Annotated in this window: 20 protein-coding genes; 6 read left to right on the forward strand and 14 right to left on the reverse strand. The window is 64.3% G+C overall.

Annotation, left to right across the window (positions count from 1 at the left end; translation table 11 throughout):
- The first annotated feature begins 22 nt into the window (after window positions 1–22).
- The 3 genes from H156_RS0104680 to H156_RS16975 all read left to right on the forward strand — a co-directional run bounded on the left by H156_RS0104680 (window position 23) and on the right by H156_RS16975 (window position 1418).
- A complete protein-coding gene (locus tag H156_RS0104680) occupies window positions 23–865 on the forward strand; it encodes a S1 family peptidase (protein ID WP_017364645.1) in 843 nt (280 codons plus the stop codon).
- Window positions 866–1074: 209 nt separating this feature from the next.
- Window positions 1075–1269 (forward strand): hypothetical protein, encoded by a 195-nt coding sequence (locus tag H156_RS16970; protein ID WP_154656663.1) that lies wholly within the window; start codon window positions 1075–1077, stop codon window positions 1267–1269.
- Window positions 1266–1418 (forward strand): hypothetical protein, encoded by a 153-nt coding sequence (locus tag H156_RS16975; protein ID WP_017364643.1) that lies wholly within the window; start codon window positions 1266–1268, stop codon window positions 1416–1418. The genes H156_RS16970 and H156_RS16975 overlap by 4 nt, the downstream gene beginning before the upstream one ends.
- Before the next feature lie 18 nt (window positions 1419–1436).
- On the opposite strand, the gene H156_RS0104695 is transcribed toward H156_RS16975, so the two are convergent.
- The 6 genes from H156_RS0104695 to uvrA all read right to left on the reverse strand — a co-directional run bounded on the left by H156_RS0104695 (window position 1437) and on the right by uvrA (window position 7175).
- Window positions 1437–2198: a F0F1 ATP synthase subunit delta gene (locus tag H156_RS0104695; RefSeq protein WP_010961912.1), complete on the reverse strand. Its 762-nt coding sequence runs from the start codon at window positions 2196–2198 to the stop codon at window positions 1437–1439.
- Window positions 2199–2200: 2 nt separating this feature from the next.
- Complete coding sequence (gene atpE, locus H156_RS0104700; protein ID WP_010961911.1) at window positions 2201–2467, reverse strand: ATP synthase F0 subunit C; 267 nt, start codon at window positions 2465–2467, stop codon at window positions 2201–2203.
- The gene (locus tag H156_RS0104705) at window positions 2464–3150 is read right to left on the reverse strand and encodes a F0F1 ATP synthase subunit A (protein ID WP_010961910.1); all 687 of its coding nucleotides are present in this window, start codon (window positions 3148–3150) and stop codon (window positions 2464–2466) included. The genes atpE and H156_RS0104705 overlap by 4 nt, the downstream gene beginning before the upstream one ends.
- A 6-nt stretch (window positions 3151–3156) precedes the next feature.
- On the reverse strand, window positions 3157–3450 hold the full coding sequence (locus tag H156_RS0104710) for an AtpZ/AtpI family protein (protein ID WP_010961909.1): 294 nt from the start codon (window positions 3448–3450) through the stop codon (window positions 3157–3159).
- 531 nt (window positions 3451–3981) lie between these two features.
- On the reverse strand, window positions 3982–4215 hold the full coding sequence (locus tag H156_RS17760; RefSeq protein WP_420795062.1) for an REP-associated tyrosine transposase: 234 nt from the start codon (window positions 4213–4215) through the stop codon (window positions 3982–3984).
- 131 nt (window positions 4216–4346) lie between these two features.
- Window positions 4347–7175: an excinuclease ABC subunit UvrA gene (gene uvrA, locus H156_RS0104720; RefSeq protein WP_017364641.1), complete on the reverse strand. Its 2829-nt coding sequence runs from the start codon at window positions 7173–7175 to the stop codon at window positions 4347–4349.
- Between the two features lie 400 nt (window positions 7176–7575).
- Here uvrA and H156_RS0104725 point away from each other — a divergent pair, with 400 nt between their 5' ends.
- The 3 genes from H156_RS0104725 to ssb all read left to right on the forward strand — a co-directional run bounded on the left by H156_RS0104725 (window position 7576) and on the right by ssb (window position 10560).
- Window positions 7576–8523, forward strand: a complete 948-nt coding sequence (locus H156_RS0104725) for a bestrophin family protein (protein WP_017364640.1) — start codon at window positions 7576–7578, stop codon at window positions 8521–8523.
- Window positions 8524–8642: 119 nt separating this feature from the next.
- On the forward strand, window positions 8643–10007 hold the full coding sequence (locus tag H156_RS0104730; RefSeq protein ID WP_050998151.1) for an MFS transporter: 1365 nt from the start codon (window positions 8643–8645) through the stop codon (window positions 10005–10007).
- 34 nt (window positions 10008–10041) lie between these two features.
- Entirely contained in the window at window positions 10042–10560 is a 519-nt protein-coding gene (gene ssb, locus H156_RS0104735) for a single-stranded DNA-binding protein (protein WP_010961902.1), read from the forward strand.
- Window positions 10561–11085: 525 nt separating this feature from the next.
- On the opposite strand, the gene dsr1 is transcribed toward ssb, so the two are convergent.
- The 8 genes from dsr1 to H156_RS0104775 all read right to left on the reverse strand — a co-directional run bounded on the left by dsr1 (window position 11086) and on the right by H156_RS0104775 (window position 23621).
- On the reverse strand, window positions 11086–14883 hold the full coding sequence (gene dsr1, locus H156_RS0104740; RefSeq protein ID WP_026045853.1) for an anti-phage defense-associated sirtuin Dsr1: 3798 nt from the start codon (window positions 14881–14883) through the stop codon (window positions 11086–11088).
- Window positions 14883–16028 (reverse strand): restriction endonuclease subunit S, encoded by a 1146-nt coding sequence (locus H156_RS0104745; protein ID WP_017364637.1) that lies wholly within the window; start codon window positions 16026–16028, stop codon window positions 14883–14885. Before H156_RS0104745 ends, dsr1 begins: the two co-directional genes overlap by 1 nt.
- A complete protein-coding gene (locus H156_RS0104750; protein ID WP_017364636.1) occupies window positions 16025–17218 on the reverse strand; it encodes a PDDEXK nuclease domain-containing protein in 1194 nt (397 codons plus the stop codon). The genes H156_RS0104745 and H156_RS0104750 overlap by 4 nt, the downstream gene beginning before the upstream one ends.
- Entirely contained in the window at window positions 17215–19062 is a 1848-nt protein-coding gene (locus tag H156_RS0104755) for a class I SAM-dependent DNA methyltransferase (RefSeq protein ID WP_017364635.1), read from the reverse strand. Before H156_RS0104755 ends, H156_RS0104750 begins: the two co-directional genes overlap by 4 nt.
- Window positions 19063–19089: 27 nt before the next feature.
- Window positions 19090–21489, reverse strand: a complete 2400-nt coding sequence (gene hsdR, locus H156_RS0104760) for an EcoAI/FtnUII family type I restriction enzme subunit R (RefSeq protein ID WP_017364634.1) — start codon at window positions 21487–21489, stop codon at window positions 19090–19092.
- Between the two features lie 258 nt (window positions 21490–21747).
- On the reverse strand, window positions 21748–21996 hold the full coding sequence (locus H156_RS0104765; protein ID WP_017364633.1) for a hypothetical protein: 249 nt from the start codon (window positions 21994–21996) through the stop codon (window positions 21748–21750).
- A 56-nt stretch (window positions 21997–22052) separates the two neighbouring features.
- A complete protein-coding gene (locus H156_RS0104770; protein ID WP_017364632.1) occupies window positions 22053–22562 on the reverse strand; it encodes a PIN domain-containing protein in 510 nt (169 codons plus the stop codon).
- A 6-nt stretch (window positions 22563–22568) separates the two neighbouring features.
- A complete protein-coding gene (locus tag H156_RS0104775; RefSeq protein ID WP_017364631.1) occupies window positions 22569–23621 on the reverse strand; it encodes a helix-turn-helix domain-containing protein in 1053 nt (350 codons plus the stop codon).
- Window positions 23622–23780: the final 159 nt, after the last annotated feature.

The raw sequence follows: 23780 nt of genomic DNA on the forward strand, positions 1-23780 counted from the left end.
CGTTGTGTCGTGCATGTCTCTCATGGGCGCCGGTTCCGAGGCGGCGGAGACCGACTGGAATCTGGCGATGAGACCTGAGGTGGTCAATGGTGATCCGGTGGTTGAAGGGCGTTATGGCTTCGTCGTGGCGCTTCAGCGGGAGTCGCGAAGATCCGAGTCCGATCCGTACGGTCATGTGTGCGGAGGGAGTATGATTTCCTCTCGTCATGTTTTGACGGCCGCCCACTGTGTCACTGAGAATTTTGATGATGGCGGTTATGTCGTCAACGATCCGTCGGATTATACGGCCATGGTCGGTATGACGACCTACGGAAGGCATCAAGGACGAGCACGGCGCGTTTCGGCGATTCATGTGCATCCGAAATACAGGGAACCCGGGGATGTCAGGCTTCCTTATGATGTCGCCGTGCTCGAACTCGATCGCAAGGTGGCGCGCGCCAAGACCGTCCGGCTGGCGACCGCAGGGCAGGACAGCGCCAACACATGGGTCACGGTCGCGGGATGGGGCAGTATCGTCGCCTGGTATTGGAACGACGATCACGTTCCACCCCCCTATTTCCCGGCAGAAATGCGCCAAGTTTCCATGCCCGTCATGGAAGATGCGCTTTGCGATATCACGGCCTACGGTTCCAAGTTCGACGGCACTGTTCAACTGTGTGCCGCCGTTCGTGCCAAGGGCGCCTGTCAAGGCGACAGCGGTGGTCCGTTGTTCCGAAGGGTCTCGGGAAAGGTCATTCAAGTCGGCGTCGTCAGCTGGGGGGAGGGGTGTGCAGACCGACCCACCGTCTATGCGCGCGTCGGCAACACCGAGATCAATACCTTCATAAAATCGGTCATCCGTGGATTTTCGGGCTCTCGGGATTGACAAGTGAGCGCGGAAAACCTGCTTCAAGTGGGTCGGGCGGAATGTCGGGCCTGGCAGGCAAGGGTTCGTGGCCTGTCGTCCTTCCGTCGAAACCACTGCCGAAGCCACTGTCCGGGCGCGACCCCGCCGGCAGAGGGACCACCCGTGCCGGCCCCACGCCTTCCGACGCTGCCCTTCACCCGATCGGCCACATTCGGATCTCGCCGAGCTTGGGCAGACGCGCCTCCCACCGTTCGACCCCCGCCGATGCCAGACCGTGGCCGATCGGCAGCGAGCCGGTGGTCGGGGTCGAGGGGCGATCCGGTTCTTTCCACGAGGAGCCGGCAAATGGCCATGGCGTCATCGCCGTGGCCTCGGTCCGCCCCGATGGCGACCTGGCCGACTGCAGCGACTTCGGAGGATGAGTCGCCCTGGCCGCGTCAGGGACATCCTCACGGCGACGGCTCGTCCGTTCCTGGAGGAGACCCGGTGCGCGCCCGATCTTCTGGGCGCGTGCGGCGCGGGTATCGTCGACGCCCGTGCGGTCGTCGAGGCCGTGCAGTGCCTGCAGTGACTCGGGAGCGGCCGGGGGTCACCCGCCGCCGAGGGAGTTCTCCGCACCGTCCGCGAAAAACTTCAGTTCCTCCCCGACGTTGGCTGCGAGCACCCGATGGCCCGCCCGCAGCCGGATGCCGCAAATGAGGGCCGGGTCCTCGCGGAAACGCCAGGCGACGGCCCGGCCGGTGCGGGCTTCGATCATCTCCGTCAGCTCGGCGCAGGATTCCGGCTTCAAGGGAAATGCGCTGGCGATTTCGGCCTCGGGATGCTCCTGTTCCTCCAGCGCGCGGGTCAGCGCCTGCCATTGTTCCGGACTCATGGCGGCGAGGTCCTCGCCGAACATCCGGAGCAGGGCGGCTTCCATCTCCGGCCCGGCCAGCCGCTCAAGGAAACGGCTGGCGAACTGCCGGCTCAGACGCAGGGCCTGGCGCTCGAGGTCCGATTCCATGTCGCGGCGCTGGCGCTCGATCAGTACCCGGGCTTTTTCCCGTTCGGCATCCAGCGCCTTTTCCAGCTCGTCCAGGGCGCGCTGGCGTTCCGCTTCGATCTCCTGTTTGAAAGCTTCGCGCGCCTGCCGTTTTTCGCTTTCCCAGTCGGCCAGTCGCGACTCGTACTGCATCCGCAAGGTCTCCGCCGCCGTCTGGGTATCGCGCGCCTCGGCCACCGTCCGGGCGATCTGCCGGCGCCGTTCCTCGATGGCCGCGCTCACCGGCTGGTACAGAAAACGCTTGAGCAGCCACACCAGGACCAGAAAGTTGACGATTTCCAGAACGAAGGTGGAAGGGTTCAGATCCACGGTCAGCGGCCGAGGTATTCGATCAGCGGATTGCGGAACAGCACGATCAGTACGATGACCAGTGCATAGATGGCCAGCGACTCGATCATCGCCAGTCCGATGAACAGCGTGCGCATGATGGACTTTTCCGCCTCCGGCTGGCGCGCGAGGGCCTCCAAGGCCGTGGCAATGGCGCGGCCCATGGCGAGCGCAGGCATCATCACCGCTACGGCGATGCCGGCCACCGCGGCCACGGTGGAGAGACTGACGAACCCGGACATGTCGTTCATGGGGAATGGTTCTCCTGTTGCGGGCCGGACTGTATGCCGCCGGCGATGTAGACCAGTGCCAGAATGCCGAAAATATACGCCTGCACCAAGCCCTCGACGACGTGCAGGAGCAGGACCGGCACCGGCACGAACAGCCCGCCGATGATCAGGAGCAGCAGCCCGATCAGCTCCATGCTCATCATGTTGCCGAACAGCCGGATCGCCAGCGCCAGCGTGCGGGTGATCTCGCCGATCAGATGGAAGGGCAGCAGGACGGGGTTGGGCGTCAAGTAGTGCTTCAGGTAGGCGGACAAGCCCTGTTGGCGGATGCCGAACCAGTGCACGGAGAAGAACACCAGCACTGCCAGCGCGGAAGTCACCGACAGATCGCGCGTCGGCGAGTCGAAGCCGGGGACGAGGCTGATCAGATTGGCCGTTGCCAGGAACAGCCACAGGCTCATGATGAACGGCGTCACCTCGCGGTAGGCGGTCGGGATCACGTCGCGGACCGCGTTTTCGCAAGCCGACACGATGCCCTCCAGTACTACCTGGACGCGGTCCGGCAGCGCCGTTCGGCGTCGGGTCAGGACCGCCGAAGCCGCCGAGAGCAAGCCCGCGACCAGCACGGAAGTGAGGAGGCTGTCACTGACCGTCACCGGGCCGAGGTGGCCGAGGACTCGGGCGAAAAAATCGATTTGTTCCATCGCCGTTCAATCATCATGCCGTTTGATCAGCTGCCAGGCGTTCCAGGCGCCGACGACCAGGCCGAGGAACAACAGGCTCAGGGTCCAGCGGATCGAGTAGCCCGCGCTGTGCTGGTCCAGCCATCGTCCCAGATAGGCCCCCGCCACCAGCGGCAACATGAACACCAGCCCCAGCGTGCCGAGATAGGCCGTCTGCGCCAGCACCCCGCGGCGCTCGCGCTCGGCCCGGCGCAGGCGCTGGGCCTGGAGGTCGACCGTGGCGCTCAGGCGGGTTCTTGAATTGGCGGGGGATGGCTTCACAATGCGTCGCCTATTGCGAAGGCTTTACGAGCTGGCATGACGCCATGATACCTTCGCCGATTGCCAAGAGCCATGAAAGAAGCGTTGGGGAACCTCTGAACGAACCCGATTCGGCCGGCAAAAACACATCCCGGCGACAATCAGGTCTTGAAAATGGGTGAAAAGGGTAACGCAACCCCTTGTTTACATTGGCGATTCCCGTCCGGATACGCCCTCGTGGCGGATGCCGGACGCACCTCGCCCGTCAGCCCATCGATGCGTAGCGCTTCAGGTAGAGATGGGGCGACCCCATGCGGGTAAACGCCCGGGCGGCGTTCTTGGCCATGCCCCGGCCTGCGCCGCCGTCAGTGCGCGTAGGTCCGATATGTCGCCGCACCGGTCTGCCGGATAAGTTCCCATCGCGACGTACCGGGGAAAGGTGGAATAGGACCGATCCCGTATACGCAGGACGTCGCCATGTTTCAGCGGATTCACGTGCACATCATCCCCATGCCGTTGATAGTCGGCATCGTCTCGGATCAAATGCTCCCACTAATGACGCTGCCAGATTCCGCGCTCCCCGGCGGCTTTGCGGCTATCCGACCGGCGTTCGGTCTTGGGCAATGCACGCGAGAGGCCGCTCTTGATCAATCGCCATCGCCTGCTGAAATCGCCGTCATCGGGTGGCAGGTTCCCCACGCAATGCAGGTGATCCGGCAGTACCAACCAGGCCTCGATTCGAAACGGGTGACGCGAACGCACCCGCCTCACCGCCTCGCGTGACAACCGGTCCCGCGGTCCAATGGGTCGTTGCCGTAGCGCTTAAGCGTTATCGCCTGATGCCAGCCATTCGTCCGGTCACGCCGCGCTGATTGGATCTATACGAGCCGTAAGATACCGTATCGCGTGACGCCTCCTCAGCGCCCCCGCTCCAACAACGGCGCCAAAAACCTCCCGGTATGCGAATCCGGATTCGCCGCGACCTGTTCCGGCGTGCCTTCCGCCACCAGGCGTCCGCCGCCTTCGCCGCCTTCGGGGCCGAGGTCGATGATCCAGTCGGCGGTCTTGATGACGTCCAGGTTGTGCTCGATGACGATGACGGTGTTGCCGCGGTCGCGCAGTTCGTGCAGGACGTTGAGGAGCTGCTGGATGTCGTGGAAATGCAGGCCGGTGGTGGGTTCGTCGAGGATGTAGAGGGTCTTGCCGGTGTCGCGCCGGGACAGCTCGCGGGCCAGCTTGACGCGCTGGGCTTCGCCGCCGGAGAGGGTGACGGCGTTCTGGCCGAGGGTGACGTAGGAGAGACCGACTTCCATCAGCATCTGGAGCTTGCGCGCCACCGCCGGGATGGCGGAGAAGAAGCCGGCCGCCTCTTCCACGGTCATCTCCAGCACTTCGTGGATGGTCTTGCCCTTGAAGCGGATGTCCAGGGTTTCGCGGTTGTAGCGCTGGCCCTTGCAGACGTCACAGTGCACGAACACGTCGGGCAGGAAGTGCATTTCCACCTTGATGACGCCATCGCCCGCGCAGGCTTCGCAGCGCCCGCCCTTGACGTTGAAGCTGAAACGGCCAGGGATGTAGCCGCGCGCGCGCGCCTCCGGGGTCGCCGCGAACAGCTCGCGGATGGGGGTGAACAAGCCGGTGTAGGTGGCCGGATTGGAGCGGGGCGTGCGGCCGATCGGGCTCTGATCGATGTCCACCACTTTGTCGAAGTGTTCCAGTCCTTCTATCCCGGAACAGGCTGCGGGCGTCAGCGAGGCGCCGTTGAGTTCGCGGGCGGCGGCGGGATAGAGGGTGTCATTGACCAGGGTGGACTTGCCCGAGCCCGACACGCCGGTGACGCAGACCAGCAGTCCGACCGGGATCGACACGTCGAGCGATTTGAGGTTGTTGGCGCTGGCGCCGCGCACCGTCAGCCGGCGTTCGGGATCGGGCGGGTTGCGCCGAGCCGGCAAGGCGATCCGGCGTTGGCCGGAGAGATACTGGCCGGTGAGCGATTCCGGCGTGGCCATCACGTCTTCCGGCGTGCCCTGGGCGATGACCTGGCCGCCGTGCACGCCGGCGCCGGGACCGATGTCGACCACGTGGTCGGCCAGGCGGATCGCGTCCTCGTCGTGTTCGACCACGATCACGGTGTTGCCGATGTCGCGCAGCCGGATCAGCGTGTCCAGCAGCCTTTGGTTGTCGCGCTGGTGCAGGCCGATGGATGGCTCGTCCAGCACGTACATGACACCGACCAGGCCGGCGCCGACCTGACTGGCCAGGCGGATGCGCTGGGCTTCGCCGCCGGAGAGCGTATCGGCGCTGCGGTCCAGGCTGAGGTAGTCCAGACCGACATTGATGAGGAACTGGAGCCGGGCGCGGATCTCCTTGACGATCTTGGCCGCCACCTCGCCGCGCCGGCCGCCCATCTCGAGCCCGTCGAAGAACTCCAGCACGCGCCGGACCGGCAAATGGGTCAGGTCCGGCAAGTTGGTGTCGCCGATGAAGACGTGGCGGGCGCCCCGATTGAGACGGGTGCCTTCACAGGCGGGACAGGGCTTGCTCGACAGGTACTTGGCCAGCTCTTCGCGCACCAGGGTGGAATCGGTCTCGCGGTAGCGCCGCTCCATCACCGGGATCACGCCTTCGAAGGTGTAGCGCTGCACCAGGACGGTTCCCTTCGGCGACAGCACCTTGAACGGAATCACCTCGCTGCCGCTGCCGTGGAGGATCACCTCCCGCACATGCGGGGGCAGACCGGAAAACGGCTCCTCCGGATCGAAGCCGTAGTGCTCGGCCAGCGACTGGATCATGCCGTAGTAATAGGCGTTACGGCGGTCCCAGCCACGCACCGCGCCGCCGGCCAGGCTCAGTTCCGGATTGTGGACGATCAGGGCGGGATCGAAATACTGCTTGACGCCCAGGCCGTCGCACTCGGGGCAGGCACCGCGCGGGTTGTTGAACGAGAAGATCCGTGGTTCGAGTTCGCTCAGCGAATAGCCACAGTGCGGGCAGGCGTATTTGTCCGAATAGACGATTTCCCGGGATTCGTCGTCCATGGAAGCCGCGATGGCGATGCCATCGGCCAGTTTGAGCGCGGTCTCGAACGACTCGGCCATGCGCTGCGCCAGATCGGCGCGCACCTTGAAGCGGTCCACGATCACCTCGATGCTGTGCTTCTTGCGCAGATCGAGCTTGGGCGGTTCGTCCAGTTCGTACACCGAGCCGTCGATCCGCGCCCGGATGAAGCCGCGCCCGCGCAGATCTTCCAGCACCTGCACGTGCTCGCCTTTACGTTCGCTCACCACCGGCGCCAGCAGCATCCAGCGTGATCCTTCCGGCTGGGCCAGGATGTGGTCCACCATCTGGCTGATGGTCTGTGCCTCCAGCGAGACCCCGTGTTCCGGGCAGCGTGGAATCCCGGCGCGCGCGAACAACAGGCGCAGGTAGTCGTAAATCTCGGTGATGGTGCCGACGGTGGAGCGCGGATTGTGCGAGGTCGATTTCTGCTCGATGGAGATCGCCGGCGACAGCCCCTCGATGTGGTCGACGTCCGGCTTTTCCATCATCGACAAGAACTGGCGGGCATAGGCCGACAGCGATTCCACGTAGCGCCGCTGGCCTTCCGCGTAGATCGTATCGAAGGCCAGCGAGGACTTGCCCGAGCCCGACAGCCCCGTGATCACGATCAGCTTGTCGCGGGGAAGATCGAGGTCGATGTTCTTGAGATTGTGGGTTCTGGCGCCCCGGATGCTGATGAGGTCCATGCGCTCGCCGCGTGGTCAAACGCCTGAATATAAGGGTTTTGGTGACGCTTTGGCAAAGCGGCGCAATGGCTCCCCGGAGCCGGCCGGGGCCGCCAGACAGACGTCCGGAACTTGGTGTACCATCGCGACATCCGATCCGGCGCTGCGCGCCTCCCCGGAGGAAGGTCATGGGCGAACTGAATCCGCATCCCCGCCATGCCGTTGGGAACGAATCCACTCCTGAGTTCTTGGGCATCGATGCCCAGGCGCTGACGCCCGGTTCAAGGGCGGCAGTCCAGCGGGCCGGCTGCCGGCGGAGGGACAAGGGGCTGCCGTTGCGGGCAGACGGAAGCCTGTTTTTGGGGGCGGTCAGTCTGGATCGACCCTCTCACCGGTGCCTTTCCCGAGCCAGGAGACCGTCATGATCATTCGAAGCGGCACCACCCTGTGGCGGGCTTTGCGCAGCGACTGGCCCGCTCTGCTCTATTTCCTGGCGTTGTCGCTCCTGGCGGAGTTCATCTACGAGTACACCCACCTGGAACACACGGCGCTCCCCATGTTGCCGGTGAGTGTTTTGATCACCGGCATGTCGATCTTCCTCGGATTCCAGATCAATCAGTGTTACGAGCGCTGGTGGGAGGCGCGGCGGCTGTGGGGACAACTGGTCAACGTGAGCCGGTCGTTCGGCCGCCAAGTGACGACCCTGCTGACGCCCAAGCGTATCGCGGCACTCGCCGACGAAGCGCAGGCGACGGCGCTGCACCGGGAGTTGATACACCGGCAGATCGCCTACGCCAATGCTTTGCGCATCGGCTTGCGCTCGGGCGGCAGCGTGGGTGAGGAAGGCTGGCGGATCTTGAAGGACTGGCTCGGTGACGATGAAATCGAACGCCTGCAGCATGCGCGCAATGTGCCGACACAGTTGATCCAACGCCAGGCTCAAAGGCTCGCCGAAATCGTCGGCAGCGACTGGGCCGAGCAGCAAATCCTGCTGCAGATTGACGACTCTCTCAATCTGTTCTATGACGTCCAGGGCGGCTGCGAGCGCATCAAACGCACCGCCTTCCCCGATCGTTTCCGGTTTCACACGCATGCCTTCGTCTGGCTGGTCGCCAGCCTGATCCCTTTCAGTCTGATCCAGACCGACCAGCGCTTCGACGCAGTGGCCATCATCATGGAGACGCTGCTGGCTTTCGTGTTCGTCACCATCGAGCGGCTGGGCTCGGAACTGCGCGATCCGTTCGAGAATCATGTCAACGACACTCCCATGTCGGCCTTGTGCCGCACCATCGAGATCGACCTCCGGCAGCAGCTCGGCGAAGCCGAGGTCCCGGCACCGCTCGATGCGGTGAAAGGAGTTCTGATGTAGGTGCCGAAGTCCGCCGGCAGGGACGCCCAGGGGACGGTGAAGCTGGTACCATTGGAAGTTTGGAAGCGCCCCTCAAGGAGACGCAACTCGTGCGCCACACCATCGATATCGACAGCCCGATGACCCGCACCGAAATCCGGGCCGCCACTTCGCTTGCGGCGATCTACATGTTCCGCATGCTGGGTTTGTTCATGATCCTGCCGGTGTTCTCGATTTATGCGCGAGACCTGCCCGGTGCGACACCGGTCCTGATCGGTTTGGCCATCAGCGCTTATGGCCTGACCCAGGCGGTGTTCCAGATTCCCTTCGGCATTTGGTCGGACCGCTTCGGGCGTAAACCGCTCATCGTCATCGGTCTCCTGATGTTCGCGGGCGGCAGCGTCATGGCGGCGGTGGCCGATTCGATCTACGGTATTGTTGCGGGCCGCGCCCTGCAGGGGGCGGGCGCCGTCGCCGGGGTCATCATGGCGCTGGCCGCCGACCTCACCCAGGAGGAGCACCGCACCAAGGCGATGGCGCTGATCGGTGTCAGCATCGGGATTTCGTTCGCATTTTCGATGGTGGCGGGGCCGGTGCTGTCCGGATGGATCGGCGTCAGGGGCATCTTCTGGAGCGTGGCCGGCTTGGCTCTGCTCGGCATCGCCGTCCTTTATTCCGTCGTTCCGACACCGCGGCGGGTCCGTTTTCACCGCGACACCGAGGCTCAGCCCGCGCGTTTTTCCAGCGTGCTGACCAATCCCGAACTGGTGCGTCTGGATTTCGGCATCTTCGCCTTGCACGCCATTCTGACCGCGACCTTCGTGGTCCTGCCGCTGGTCCTGCGCGACGAACTGCATATGGATACGCCGGAGCACTGGAAAATCTATTTGCCGGTGTTCGTGCTGTCGATGGTCAGCATGGTGCCCTTCGTGATCGTGGCCGAGAAGAAGCGGCAGATGAAACCGGTGTTCCTCTCTTTCATCCTGCTGACCGCCGCCGTTGATGTGATCCTCGCCGGTTTCACTCCGACGACGCTGGGTATCGGCCTGCTGCTTTACCTGTTCTTCACCGCCTTCAACCTGCTGGAAGCCACCTTGCCTTCGATGGTTTCCAAAGTGGCGCCGGCCGATCTTAAGGGAACGGCCATGGGGATTTATTCCACCACCCAGTTTCTCGGAGCCTTCGTGGGTGGTGCCGGCGCGGGCTGGATTCAGGGGCATCATGGCATTCCGGCCGTGTTCCTGTTCTGCGCCGGCATCGCCCTGCTGTGGCTGGCGGTGGCCTTCGGCATGCAGAAGCCGCGGCATCTGAGCAGCCTCATGGTCAATCTCGGCGAAATCAGCGCCTCTGCGGCGGCCGATCTTTCAGCCCGGCTGCGTGGCGTTCCCGGCATTGCCGACGCCGTGGTCGTTCCCGACGAGGGGGTGGCCTATCTCAAGGTCGAACGCGAGCGGCTGGACCGGAGCCGACTCGAAGCACTGCTCAACGAAACGGCGGGCGCCTAGCCGCCCGCACAAGGTATCCAACGGAGAATCAAGCATGGCCAGTCGAGGCGTCAACAAAGTCATACTCATCGGCAATCTGGGCGCAGATCCGGAAGTGCGTTACATGCCGAACGGCGGCGCGGTCGCCAATCTGCGCATTGCCACTAGCGAGTCCTGGAAAGATCAGCAGACCGGTCAGACCCAGGAGCGTACCGAATGGCACAGCGTGGTGTTGTACCGCCGGCTGGCGGAAATCGCCGGCGAATATCTCAAGAAAGGCAGCAAGGTCTATATCGAAGGCAGCCTCCGGACCCGCAAATGGCAGGACAAGAACACCGGCCAGGACCGCTACGCCACGGAAATCATCGGTAATGAGATGCAGATGCTCGACCGTGCCGGGGGAGGGATGGGCGGCGGCATGGGCGTGGGCGAACCCGACTGGGATGCGCCGCCTGCGGGGGGCGGCTCCCGGCCGCGCAGTTCGGGTGGCGGTCATGGCGGTGGCAGTACCGGCGGGAGCGGTGCCGGAAGCAGCCAGTTCGACGAAGGGTTCGACGACGACGTGCCGTTTTGAAACGGCCGGTCTCGATCGGACCGGAAGGGGCGCCCTGCCGGACTCGACGGTCCGATTGCCTTGATCCCGATGGATATACCCTCTCGCAAACGATACCCCGCCAAGTGATGCGTCGGGCCATGCAGGAAGCGACGATGTCGTACAGGTAGAGGATGAAGGAGAGTGGCCCGGCGGCTACGAGGATCAGGCGCGTCCGTCGCAGGCGGGCGCTGGGATCCTCGGGCAAACCGGACATCGCGACAGCGCCTCGGCCAAGGCCAACCGACAAGGGTTGGCCTTGGGTGATGGGTGGCGGGTGGTTTACCCAGCGGAAAAGCGGCTCCCGAGCTTACGAGCGAGGGGGCGGGGCCACTGGGGCTCCCGCGGGAAAACGCGCCGGTCGATCGCACAGCCAGCAAAAGCCCACACGCTCCTGTTCCAGTCACAGCCGTGGCTGGTGTCGATCGAACCTGAGGTCGTCATGGACGGCCGGCTCCTCGGGCGTGAGACGAGACGCGTCGTGGCGCCCGGCATCGGGACTGGTCCTCATCCTCCCCGCCTTCTGGCGTACTCGCGCAGGCTCTGGTAGTTAGGATCTTGGGCAAGGCCAGCATCCGCCTGCACGATGAGATCCAGGCATTTTCCCACTTCGGGCGCGCCCCAAGGCTGATCCGTGACGATCGCCGCCAGCAGTCGCAAGGCGTGGACCGGGAATCGGCCACACAGCCCTGACTCGCGCAGGGGAAGGATGACGTAGTACGGGTGCTCGATGGGTTGCAGCCAGTTCAGGACCGCGCTCAGCGCAGCAGGGAACTCGGAGCCGGCCGCGATGCAGAGTCGCGCGAGAGATTCGGATATCTTGGGCGTGGCGAGATCGCGCGATTTCGGCCAAACGTTCTGCCAGAACGGCTGGATGCGGTTCTTCCAGTATTCCTCTCGCTGATCTGCGGCCCCTTCGAGCGCCTGCACCAGCGCCTGTGCCGACTCCTGCAAGCCCTCCAGCGGAAGCGCCGCGATCGCGGTGCGCCACTCCTCCGCCGTGTAGCCGTCGACCGGCCCCAACGCTGCATATGTCAGGAAGGCCGCGAACCGCTGGCGGTATTCGCCAAGGTCGGCATAGTGGTTCGCACTATCCAGGAACTGCGACTTGAAGGCTGACAACAGCGGCTGGTACAAACGCGGCGACCAGAGGAAGCCTCCCCACACGGCTTTTGCTTCGACGGGATTACTCCAGCTGAACAACGGCACCAGGTGCCGTTCGGTCCAAGGGCGGTCCACACGGAAGAACGCAATCAGTCGCGATCCCAGAAGTACCCGACCGTGGCGGAATCGCTCGACCTGCACGTCGCACAGTGCGGTGAACATGGGCTGGATGTCAGCTGGAAGCAGATCGTTGTCGTTCGGGTTCCGTTTGAACCACAGATTGATCAGTGCCTGCGTGACATGCCCGATGGGGTGGCTAATCGCAGATCCAACGGGGTCATAGGTTTCAACTCCGTTTCGGATGATGCGAGTACCTGAACGAACTTCCAGTGGCAGCGCCAGCATACGGCGGCACAACTCCACCAGGATGCCCTCGTGGCGGTTGATGGGCTTGGATGCAGCCTCCATCCACCATGTAACGCCGTGGGCAATCTTCTGGAGTACCGTGTCGGGCATGGTCTGTACCAGCGGTGCGGCGTATCGCCAGGAGCGCAATACCAAGCCTTCTTCGGCCCAGGTCTGCAGGGCCTCGTGCCACCGGCCAGCGGGCCACACGCCATCCTGTGCCAAATCACACAACGCGAACAGGCTGTGAAAGAAGCGCGCTCGACAGACGTCGCGCCACGTGTCCTCATAAAGCGGGTGCAGTTTGGTCTGGGGTTTGACGAGCCATTGCACGAGGTCGCGACGCTTGCGGGGGGCGATGTCGACTTGGCACCGCTCCTCGTAATCCGGATCGCCGGTGCAGCTCGCCCAATGCGAGAACTCGTCGCGCTCGTTGGCGGCCAACTGCCATTGCGGATGCAGGCGCGACAGCTCTGCCAAGCGCGCCGCGCCGGCCGCCCCGAGGGCCAGGCCGGATGCATTCAGCTTGGCCAAACGAAGCCAGACCGAATGCGCCACCAGCTCCTGCCACTGATCGGGTTCGAGATCGTCGCGGTACATCTCACGCGGCGGTCCCGCCAGGATGGCCGACTCCAGCCGTTCCTGTGATTCCGGCGTCAAGCGGTGCCCCTGCAGCACCAGCAGCCGCAACACCTCCCTCTGCGTATCGACGGCCCACAGCCACCAGGCACCATCTGCCAGCAACCACTCCACCCATTGCTCGGGAGCAATGCATCCGTCCTGAGTCGCAGCGAACAGGGCAAGGCGCTTGAACGTCGGGTACGGAAGTTCGAACCACGCCGCCGCTATCCGCGCCGCGCGGGCCCCATCGGCACTGCGCACCGCCAACCACGCATCCCGCAGCAACTCGATCAACGCTACCCACTTGTGGACTCCCCGGTTCTGCCAGTGCGGGCTGATCGAGGGCAGATCGCGATGGGAGCGGTCGCCGTGCTCGTCGGCCTCACCCAGTTCGCGCAGGAGATCCAGCGCATCGCGCAGCAGTAGCTGCATGTCCTCCAGCAACGCCGGCAAGGCCGCTTGCCACTGTGCGTCAGCCATGTGGCGCAAGGCCGGGTACGCATGATCGGCGGTCAGCACCGGCTCCCAATACACCAGTTGCCGCAGGTGCGAGAGCTCGTCGGCGCTCGCGGGCTCCTCGTCCCAGTAGAACAGCTTGAGCAGGCGCACCTTGGGCGACAGCAGTTCGCGCAGCTCCAGCCGCAGGGTCGCCGTCAAGCCTTCGCGCTGCAGCCGGCTCTGCCACTGGTAGAAGTCGGGTTCGCGCCCCGGCGACTTCACTCGCCCGCCGAGCAACAGACGCCACAGCGTCCGCATCAGCGGCCCGGGGACGGCGTTGGGGGCGTGGGCGCGAATGTCCTCCAGCTCGGACGTCTTGCCGTCGCGTTCCAGCCGGGCGAGTTCGTCCAACCGCTGTTCGATCTGCCGGCTCCATTGGCGGTGCAGTTGCCCGCCCCGTTCTGCGATCCACAAAACCAGCCGCGGGTCATTCAGGTGTCGAACCAGCCAGCGCGCAAGCTGGAACATCACATCGTCCCACTGCGTGGCTGCGATTCCATCGGCAACCAAGTGCATTGGCGGGGCCAGCGGGTATGGCGCCGGGCGATGGATCAGGCTGAACCGCAGATCGGGGACGGCGTTGTCACGCGGCGGCACACCGAATCGGGCCAGGTCGCTGGGCCCGTAGCGGTCTGCGGCGAATGCATCCAGCAGCCAGTCCAGCGACGGTACCGGGTTGAACTCTGCAAACCGTCGGGCCGGCAGGCCGGACGGGTCCGACAAGGCCCACAGCATCCGGCTGACGAAGTTGTCTCCCGGCTTAGCTCCGTTGGGTGCGCGATGCACATATCGGGCGACGATGCGTTCCTTACCGCGCACCCCATCCCGATAAATGGAGGCCCAGACTTGGAGCGTCCTGTGAAGCGCCCTGTGGCCGTGAGCAGTGCTGTAAGTAATGGGGGTTACGTGCTTCGTTCTCCACGCACGCTCAGCGGACTCGGCGTTTGAGGCGTCAACTGGCGCAAAGGCGTACAGCTGAGCTTCGCCATCGAGAGCCTGGGCCGCGGTCATGTAGCGAAGTACCGGATCGCTGATGCTGTAGCCGACGAAGCACAGCGCGTAGTCGCGAAACAGCCCTGCAACGAATCGGGCAGCCCAGCCGTGAGTCAAGTACGCTTGGCCGAAATCGCCATCTGACAGCACGAGGCGATCGAGGTCATCACGCGACGGGTCTGCAGGCATTCGGCCGTGCAGATGGACGAGCCCCTCCCACCGAGCGCGTGCGGGCGGGTCGGGATAAACCGTGAACGATGGCAGTCGCTGCCGATCTGCAGCGACTTCGAACAGGCGATCGAAGTTGGTCGTTACCAGCTTGATCCCGCCCCGCCTGTTCCGGGCAAGCGCCAGCAGGGCGACGTGAGTTGTAAGGGCTCGCGGTCGGGTCAGATCAGGCGTCAGTACATCTGGCAGCCAGCGTCGCACAGCTGACCGCCCTCCTTGCAACCGGTGCTCGTAAAGACCAAGCGCGCGGTCGAACTGCTCATGCCTCAGCAGGTCATCTTCAGTAGCGTCCGGAGGCTCTCCATTTCGCTGCATCACCCCTCGGACCAAACCTTCAAAGCCTGGGAGACCGGCCGGGTAGGAGATGCCGGCACCGCAGAAGAACACCACGCGGCCGTCCTCGTGCGCCTGCAACAGCGCATCGGGAATGTCAGGGCCGTGGGTGACGAACTGCACTACGCACTCCCGGCGAAGAGCCGCTCTAGCGTCGCAGGCAGAAGAGCGGCGTTGGCCTGGCGAATGGCGGCGTGCTTGGCCTTGAGGGCTTGTGTGCGTCTGAATACCTCGCGCAACTTCAGTTGCGTTGCCATCGACGGAACAGGTATTTCGTAGGTCAGAAATGCCGAAGGTTGTAGGCGGCGACGGCGGACGTTGGTGCCGCCGCTAAGTTCGGCCAGCTCAGGCCAGACCTCAGGCGTGCGGAAGTAGATATCCAGCAGCTCAGGCAGAACTTCGTCAGTGTTGATGGAAAACACCGGGAATTCTGGAGAGACCACCATTCCGTCGCACTCCGGCGGCACGACACCCAAGGCACCTTCCCAAGCCATCAACTTGGGATATGTGAAGTCACCAGCCCGGACAGTCGACAGCCGTTCGTAGGCAAACTCACTACCTGTCTTGACGACGCTTGGGAATACGCCACGCCCGAACGAATACACGCCAGCAAAACGGTATTGAGCCGTTCGATCCACTATCACATCTGGCTGACGTTGTGAGACCAATTCTGACATCGGTCGCTTCGCCGGCTGCTCACCCGGAGGGTGAAAGATGTATGCTCTGAGCAAGCGCTCGGCATCGCGCTCGGCGGCCTCCAGATGCGCCTCCACCTGCCGGGTTTTCTCGGCCAGCGCGTCGAGGCGGGCGACGAGGGCTTGTTGTTCGGCCAGCGGCGGGAGCGGGATTGTGTATCCCAACACGTCAGCAGGCCGAATCGCAGCGTAGTTTGTTGACCCTTGTGCCTCAACCTGCGTTCTGAACCGTTCGGTACGGCAATAGTGATCGAGATAGCGTGCATCGAGGCACGACTCGTCGAGCTCGAACAGAAAGTAGTGGCTGCTGACTACCGCGCCGTGGAGTTCTGCGGGTACAAGCCCGAAGCCACCCATTTTTGCGTCGATCTCAGCGACCAAAAACTCGCCAGCCCGGCAAACCTGCTGCTTTTTGGTCTTGATGTCAGCGCCAGATACGATGTCTCGCAGCAAGATACCCTTGGCGTGCAACTGAACACGGCAGCGTTTGTACTGCTGCGTGTCATTAATCGTGATGAATTCCTTGCGGTGGCGCAAAACCTCCGCCAGAGGAACAACAGGCCATGCCTTCATTTCCCGCCCTCCCCATCCCTGCCACGCGCGATCCGTCGCGCTTCCAGCTCCCGCCGTGTCTTGTCGAGCTCCTCGGCCAGCAGCTTTTCATCCGGCAGCACGGTCTGGTATTCGGCGGCGAGCACGGTGTTGGATAGGCCTTCCAGCGCGTAGTGGGCTTCGGCCGCGCCCTTCTCGGCGCACAGGATCAGGCCCACGGGCGGGTTCTCGCCCGGCTTCATCCAGTGCGCGCGGGCATAGTTGAGGTAGAGGTGCATCTGGCCGGCGTCGGCATAGCCGAACTTGCCGACCTTGAGGTCGATGACCAGCAGGCACTTCAAGCGGCGGTGGAAGAACAAGAGATCGACGCGAAACCAGCTGTCATCGATGCGCAGCCGGCGCTGGCGGCCGACGAAGGCGAAGTCGTCGCCCAGTTCCAGCAGGAAGTCGGCGAGGTGCTGGAGCAGCGCGTCTTCGAGGTCGGATTCGGAATACTCGTCCTTGAGGCCGAGGAACTCCAGTACGAAGGGGTCTTTGATGGCCTGCTCGGGGGTGATCTCATCGCCGGGTTCGGCCACCTCGCCCTTTTCCAGCATGGCGGCCTTGTTGGTGGACAGGGCGGTGCGCTCGTAGAACTGGCTGCTGATCTGGCGGTTGAGTTGGGCAATGGTCCAGCCGCCGCGCAGCGCCTCGGTTTCGTAAAAGGCGCGGGCCTGCGGGTTCTTGACCGAGAGCAGGCGCACGTAGGCCGACCAGGGCAAGGGGAAGTCCTGGGCCAGGGCGGATAGGTCGAGAGATTCGCCAGACGCCATCGGGCGAATTGCCTCGGCAGGAGATTTTGCAGACGGCCTCTGCAAAATCTGGAGAGCGGGTGATTTTGCAGATGATCTCTGCGAAATCGGGTCGGCAGGCCAGGCAAGATAGAAGGCACGCATCTGGGCTAGATTGCGCCAACCAAAGCCGCGCCCGAACTGGCGACTCAAATCAGCGCCAAGCCGTTTGATCAAGGCTTCGCCATAGGCCGCCCGCGCCTGCCCGCCTTGTTCGCCTTCGACGATGCGCCGTCCAATCGCCCAGTAAGTCGCCGTCATCACCGCATTGACGCTGCGTGCGGCGGCGCGGCGTGCGGCTTCCAGCAGCGCGACGATGTCGGCATGAACGGCGGCGTAGTCGGCTAGGTCCGAAATGGCTGGCGGGGTACGGTCGGTCATGCCTGCACCTCGGTCACCAAGGCTTCGATCTCGGCAAGCAGCCGCATCACTTCGGCTTCGTGGCAGCGCATCGAGGCGATCAGTTCCTTCGGGTCGGCGTGCTCCAGCCCGGCCTTGGCATGGGGGTTTTTCAGGTCCAGGTTGTAGATGGGCCAGTAGAGGGCATCGCCCTCGGCCTGGGCCGCCTTGGCGGCCTGCTCGTGCGCCTGTTGCTCGGCTTTCAAGGCACGCAGCTTATCCTGCAAGGCGGCTTTGTCGCCGTTGGCGGCGTTCTGCACGGCCTGCTCCAGCTCGCGGATGGGTTTGCTGAGCGCAAGTGCCGCGTTGCGCTCGGCTTCGGCTCGCTGCCAGTGCGGCGTGGCGGCTTCGATGGCGGCAGCGCGTTTGGCCGCGAAATCCACCTTCCAGGCCTGCGGGCCTTCTTCCCGGTTGTTCCACCAGGCCAGCACCGGGGCGAATTCCTCGAACTGCAGGGGCGCGGTCTTGCTGTACTTCTTGCGCCCTTCGGGCAAGGGTAGTTCGTAGTACCAGATGGTGTCGGTCGGGCCGCCGCGCTCGAAGAACAGCAGGTTGGCGGGGATGTCGGTGTAAGGCGCGAACACGCCTTGAGGCAGGCGGACGATGGTGTGGAGCTTGAACTCTTTGAGCAGTTCCTCCTTGATGACGGCGCACACGCCATCGCCAAACAGCGTGCCGTTGGGCACCACCGCGGCGGCGCGGCCGCCGCGCTCGGCGCTCTTTCCGCCGGGGATGGGCGCGCCGGCCACGCGCAGCTTGCGCATGATGTACTGCAGGAACAGCAAGGCGGTTTCCGCCGTTTGCATGTTGGGCGGGAAGTTGGCCTTGATGCCGGCCTCTTCCTCGCCACCAAACGGCGGGTTGGTGAGGATGACGTCCACCCGCTCGCCATGGCCGATCTCGTTGATCCGGCGCTCGAGCGTGTTGCCGTAGGCGATCTGCGGCGCTTCCAGCCCGTGCAGCAGCAGGTTCATCTGCGCCAGCATGTAGGGCAGCGGCTTGGCTTCCTGGCCGTAGAGCGTCTCGCGTTGCAAGGTGCGGCGCTGCTCCGGCGTGCTGACTTGCGGCGCGAGGTGGTCATAGGCCTCGACCAGAAAGCCGCCGGTGCCACAGGCCGGGTCGAGCACGGTTTCGGAGAGACGCGGATCGGTGACCTGCACCATGAAGCGCACCACCGGGCGCGGGGTGTAGAACTCGCCGGCATCGCCCGCGGCGTCGCGCATTTCGCGCAGCATCGACTCGTACAGGTGCGAGAGGGTGTGGATCTCCTCGCTGCTGCTGAAGTGGATGCCGTTGATCTTGTTCACGATGTCGCGCAGCAGGTAGCCGCTGACCATGCGGTTCTGCACGCCCTTGAACACGTTGGCGATGACTTCGCGCTGGCTGCCTTTCTCGCCGCTGCCGGCCAGTGCGCGCAGGTAGGCAAAAAGGCCGGGGCCGCGGCGACCGTCGGGGCGGTGGGCTTCGTCCTGGTTGATGAAGGCCAGCAGTTCGTCGCCGGTGAGGCCGTCCTCGCGGGCCCAGTCGCGCCAGCGGTACGGCGGCTCGATGATGGGCTGGTAAGGCTGGCCGTCGAGCTCGGCCTCCTGCTCGTGGACGATTTCGAGATCGTCGAGGAACTTGAGGAACATCACCCAGGTGAGCAGCGGCAGGCGGTCCACGTCGCCGTTGAGCCCTTTGTCCTTGCGCAGAATCTTGCGCGCGCTGCCAATTAGCGCGGAAAGATTTTCACGGGTGGTGAGCGGCGCTTTGGCCTTGCGCGCGGCGCGGGGCTTGTTTGGGACAGGGGCTTCGGCGGTGGCCGCGGGGTGTTTGGAATGGGGCATCGGTTCGGGGTTTTGTGCGTCTTGGGGTTATTGATAGAGCGCGCTTTGCAGCCGGGCGACGGCCTCTTTCATGCCGCGCACGCTGCCGAAGTAGCGGGTGGCGATTTCGGCCGGGCTGCCGTAGCGGTCGAAGGGCTGAACCTTCATCAGCTCGGATAGCGCATGAAATTGCAGGATGCCGCGCTCGACGTAGCGCTCGAGCAGCAGCGTGAGGATTTCTCGTGCGGTGTCGCCGTACTGGCCGAACAGGTCTTGCGCCGCCTTTTTCGCCCGCTCGGCGCGCTGGCGGCGCGTGAGCAGTGGCGCGTTCCAGGCCAAATGGCACAAGAGGTCGAAGGGGTCGGCTTCGGGCTGGTCGCTCGCCGCGGCCAGCGCCTCGAAACTGATGCCGCGCTCGGTGAGCTCGCGCAGTACTTCGCTGCGGGTGTCCGGGTGTCCCCAGGCCGATTGCAGGGCTGCGCGGGTCGGATACAGGGTGCGCACCGCGCGGCCGGCGTACTCGCTGTACTTCACCACTTGCAGTTTCTTGCCCTCCGGGTCCAGGTCGTACACCAGGTGGCCGATGACTTCGACTTCGCCGCCATCGATGTAGTACTTGCGCGGCTCGCGCGGCGGTTCGTTGATGAGCACGCCGCCTGCGCCCGGACCAATCTGTTCTTCGGGCACCTCGTAGTCGAGAGGCGGGGCTTCGGGCGGCGCATCCGGTGATGCTGGGGGAGCGGTCTCGGTGACGCTGACCTGCTCGCCCGACTCGTCGACCATCACTTCCTCGATGAGCGCAGGCTCGCCATCGAAGTCCGGGTCGGCAAAGTGGCGGGTGGCCGTGCCGGTGAAGTCGATGATGTTGAAGTACTCCTTGCCATAGTCGACCTTCAGCCGCGTGCCGCGCCCGACGATCTGCTTGAACTCGGCGCGCGAGCCCACGACACGGGCCAGCACCACGTTCTTCACCATCTCGGCATCGACGCCGGTGGTCAGGAGCTGCGAGGTGGTGAGGATGACGGGCGTGGGTTTGTCCACGTCCTGAAAGTGCGCCAGATGGGTAAGCCCCAGGGCGCCTTCATCGGCGGTGACGCGACAGACGTAGTCGGGGTACTGCTTGACGAGATCGCTGTTGAGGTTGATTAACTCCTGGCGCATCTCGGCGGCGTGTTCCTGATCGACGCAAAACACCAGCGTCTTGGCGAAGCGGTCGGTGCCTTTGAGAAAATCCGTCAGGTGCCGCGCGATGGCTCGGGTACGGGCGCGCAGCGCTACCACGCGCTCGAAGTCCTTGGTCTGGTACTCGTCGTCCGGCACCTCGCGGCCGTAGCGGTCCAGCTCGTCCTTGCTCGGCCGCCAGCCGGCCGCGTCGACGGTGGTGATGACCCGATGCACGCGGTAGGGTGCGAGGAAGCCGTCCTCGATGCCTTGGCGCAAGCTGTAGGTGTAGACCGGATTGCCGAAGTATGCGTAGCTGTCGCGCGACTCTTCGCGCAAGGGCGTGGCGGTCATGCCGAACTGCACGGCGGGCGCAAAGTAGTCGAGCACGGCGCGCCAGGCGGAATCAATGCGGCTGGAGCCGCGGTGGCATTCGTCGATGATGATCAAGTCGAAGAAGTCAGGGCGGTACTGCCGGAAGACATCGGTGCTGGCGGTGGAGAGCGCCTGATAGATGCCGAAGTACATGTCCCGGCTCTGGCTCGCGTCGCCGCCTGCGATCTTGTGCCGGGCATCGCCAAAGGGCGCGAACATCTTGGCCATAGGGTCATCGACCAGGATGTTGCGGTCGGCCAGGAACAGGATCTTGGGCCGGCGGTAAGCGCCTTCGCGGTTCCAGCGGCTATTCCACAGCTTCCAGCACACCTGAAACGCCACGCAGGTCTTGCCGGTGCCGGTGGCCAGGGTGGCGAGGATGCGCTTCTGGCCGCGCAGGATGGCTTCGATCACCCGATGGATGGCGATTTGCTGGTAGTAGCGTGGCACTTTGCCAGACACCAGGTTGAACGGTTCCAGCAGGTGTGACGCAACTTCCTGGGGGAGATGCGCCGCGGCGGTCAGGCGGGCAAACAACTCATCGGGCGTGGCATAACGGTCGACCTCGCGCTCGGTGCCGGTGGTGTAGTCGACCTCGATGATGCGGTGGCCGTTGGTGGCATAGGCGAACTTGAGACCGAGCATCTCGGCGTACTCTTTGGCCTGCTGCACGCCGGTCTCGGCGGGCAGACCGATCTCCTTGGCCTCCACCACGGCAAGAGGAAAGTCTCGACGGTAATAGAGCAGGTAGTCGGCGCGCTTTTGCTTGCCGCGCCGCACCTTGCCGCCCGCGACGATGATGCGGCCATGGGTGAAGCTGTGCTGCTCGCCGATGGCGTGCGGAGCCGTGCCCCATCCTGCCTCGACGAGGCGGGGCGTGACGAACTCGCGGCAGGTGTCGGCTTCGGTCATGATTTGGGTCGTCCCAGTCATCGAGGCCACCTATTCTGTTCGTGAGTCATCCTCGCTAGGGCATGTTCGGGAGCGGTGTTTGGTGCGGCGGTTTGGCGCCAGGCGGGCAGATAGGCCCGGCTTTGAGTCAAGCCAAAGCAGGCTTGACAAAAATGCCGCTTGGGATAGACTCTTGCGCTGAGTTCACTGCCTATCGGCTTTGAACCTATCGAGGTCTCGGCCGCTGAACCCGCGTAGCGAATCAGCGGCCTTTGTCTTTTATGCGACGACATCCTGACCCGCACCGTCAGTCAACAGGATGATCTTCTCGGCGACCTCCTCGATCCTCTGCCGCTCCAGTACGGGTAAGGCGGCCAGCACAGACTCCATGACTTGGCGATGTTCCGTCTTGGTCTTCTTCTTTTCGAGCTCCGGCATGACGAGCCCGAACTCCTCCGCCATGAAGGCGTGGAACCGCTCGGGCTTCAGGTGCCCGAGCAGCTTGGCCAGGTTTTCAGCATCGTTCATTCGTTCTTGTTCTCCCATGTGACGAAGAATTCCTTTCCCGCGTCAACGCCTGTAGCTCAACCTTGCTTCGTGGTGAGCAGGGCGAGTCGCTTGTTGATCTCGGCATGCGGCAGCCGTGTCCGCGGGTCGTCCAGCATGCCGCGCAGCGCCTTGGCGAGCGTGGGCTTGCGCACGATGCGGTGCTCGGCAAACCGGTCGATGACCCACAAGACGCCGTGCGCTTCGAGGTGCTCATCAATGGCGAGCGCGCGCATGCGCTTGTCGCCCGTCAGCAAGGGCCAGTCGTTCGTCACGGCCAGGGTGACGGCAAGGCAGTCGTGGAGGGTGAGCTTTGGCCGGGCCGTCTGGTAGGAGACGGCCCGAGCCATGCCTTCCGCATCCAGGGGCTCGACCCGCAGGCCCAAGCCCTTGAGCTGCTCGCGGTCGACCTCACCGAGATCGATGAGCTCGTCCTCGTACAGGGCGTCGGGTACCGCGAACTCAAACGGCAGCTTGAAGAGCGCCTCCAGGAGGGACCATTTAGCCAGCTCGATCAGAACGGAGGCATCGCTCACCAATACCCGCACGATAGGTCACTCCGCGGGCCCCGACATGATCCGACTCACCTCGCCCGTGCTCTTGCGCAGCAGCTCTGCGGCTTTGGGAAGCGAGATGACGTCCTCTGCTAGGGCGCGGAGCACCAGGCGCTGGAAGCGCCGGGGTTCCTCGTTCTCCGGGAGCGGCTCGGGCTCGGCCTTGCGCCAGGTCCGGCCGACGCCGCGAAAAACGGTCTGCAAGGTGCCCTCGGTGATGACACCGAGGTCGCGCAGCCGGACGATCAAGGCGGCGGCGCTGACGCCGTACATGCGCTTGATCTCGATGATCTCGGCGTAGCCGAAGGCGTGGCGGCGCTGGCCGACCTCGAACAGCAAGTCCTTTCGCGGCATCAGCAGGGCGCTGGCGAAGCGCTGGCACGCTTTCTCCTCGTCCAGGTCACCGTCGATGGCCATGACCATATGGCCGAGCTCGTGGGCCAGGGTGAAGCGGCGGCGTTCCACCGATTTCGCCACCGAGCCCACGATGACCGGTACCTTCTCCTGGTCCGGTCGCGCCACCCGGCAAGTCAGGCCGTCGACCGAGAGGGGGAAGTCGAGCTTGAGCACCTTGATGCCGTGCTCTTCGAGCAGCTCGGTCATGTTCGGGATCGCGTCGCCCCCCAGGTTCCATGCCTTGCGGACCCGTTCGGCCGCGTTTTCCGCGTCGTCGAACGTGGCGACCTTGAAGGGAGCCCCTTCGGGCTTGTCCCACACGTGGCTGCCGATCTCCAGCAAGTCCTCGACGAGCAGGTAGCGGTCGAGGCTGTCCAGGACGGCGGCTTCCACCATGGCGCGCTCCTGGGCCCGGGTCGCAGCGGTCTTGCGAAACTCCACCCCCTCGAGGCGGATCTCCGAGGGGCTGAACAGGTAGCTCAGCGGGACGCCGAGGGCCTTGGCGAGCTTCAGGGCGGTCGCCGAACCGGGCAGCATCTCGCCGCGTTCGTAGCGGCCGATTGCCTGGGCGCTGACTGCGTGGTCGATCGCTTCCGCCAGTCCCCGCAGGGACAGGCCGGAGCGCTTGCGGGCCAGTTTCAATCTTTCGCCGAACATGGGGGCATCCTCTTTTGTTTACAGTTTACGGATGGGTATTTATTTTGTAAACAACAGCGATTCTAGTGGCTTGCCGCGACCCGATCCCGCGTCCTCCTTGGCAGCAGCCCCCATCGGTCCGCACTGGCCCGAAACTCCCTGATGGCCGAGGTCACGGCC

Origin of the sequence: Methylococcus capsulatus str. Texas = ATCC 19069, assembly GCF_000424685.1 — a bacterium.
GTDB lineage: Bacteria > Pseudomonadota > Gammaproteobacteria > Methylococcales > Methylococcaceae > Methylococcus > Methylococcus capsulatus.

Coding starts and splice junctions, on each gene's coding strand:
- H156_RS16975 (WP_017364643.1), top strand. CDS start 1,266: ATGAGTCGCCCTGGCCGCGTCAGGGACATCCTCACGGCGACGGCTCGT.
- H156_RS0104775 (WP_017364631.1), bottom strand. CDS start 23,621: ATGTTCGGCGAAAGATTGAAACTGGCCCGCAAGCGCTCCGGCCTGTCC.
- H156_RS0104765 (WP_017364633.1), bottom strand. CDS start 21,996: ATGAACGATGCTGAAAACCTGGCCAAGCTGCTCGGGCACCTGAAGCCC.
- H156_RS0104750 (WP_017364636.1), bottom strand. CDS start 17,218: ATGACCGACCGTACCCCGCCAGCCATTTCGGACCTAGCCGACTACGCC.
- H156_RS0104755 (WP_017364635.1), bottom strand. CDS start 19,062: ATGCCCCATTCCAAACACCCCGCGGCCACCGCCGAAGCCCCTGTCCCA.
- H156_RS0104745 (WP_017364637.1), bottom strand. CDS start 16,028: ATGAAGGCATGGCCTGTTGTTCCTCTGGCGGAGGTTTTGCGCCACCGC.
- atpE (WP_010961911.1), bottom strand. CDS start 2,467: ATGAACGACATGTCCGGGTTCGTCAGTCTCTCCACCGTGGCCGCGGTG.
- ssb (WP_010961902.1), top strand. CDS start 10,042: ATGGCCAGTCGAGGCGTCAACAAAGTCATACTCATCGGCAATCTGGGC.
- H156_RS0104725 (WP_017364640.1), top strand. CDS start 7,576: ATGATCATTCGAAGCGGCACCACCCTGTGGCGGGCTTTGCGCAGCGAC.
- hsdR (WP_017364634.1), bottom strand. CDS start 21,489: ATGACCGAAGCCGACACCTGCCGCGAGTTCGTCACGCCCCGCCTCGTC.
- H156_RS0104680 (WP_017364645.1), top strand. CDS start 23: ATGGGCGCCGGTTCCGAGGCGGCGGAGACCGACTGGAATCTGGCGATG.
- H156_RS0104730 (WP_050998151.1), top strand. CDS start 8,643: ATGACCCGCACCGAAATCCGGGCCGCCACTTCGCTTGCGGCGATCTAC.
- H156_RS0104705 (WP_010961910.1), bottom strand. CDS start 3,150: ATGGAACAAATCGATTTTTTCGCCCGAGTCCTCGGCCACCTCGGCCCG.
- uvrA (WP_017364641.1), bottom strand. CDS start 7,175: ATGGACCTCATCAGCATCCGGGGCGCCAGAACCCACAATCTCAAGAAC.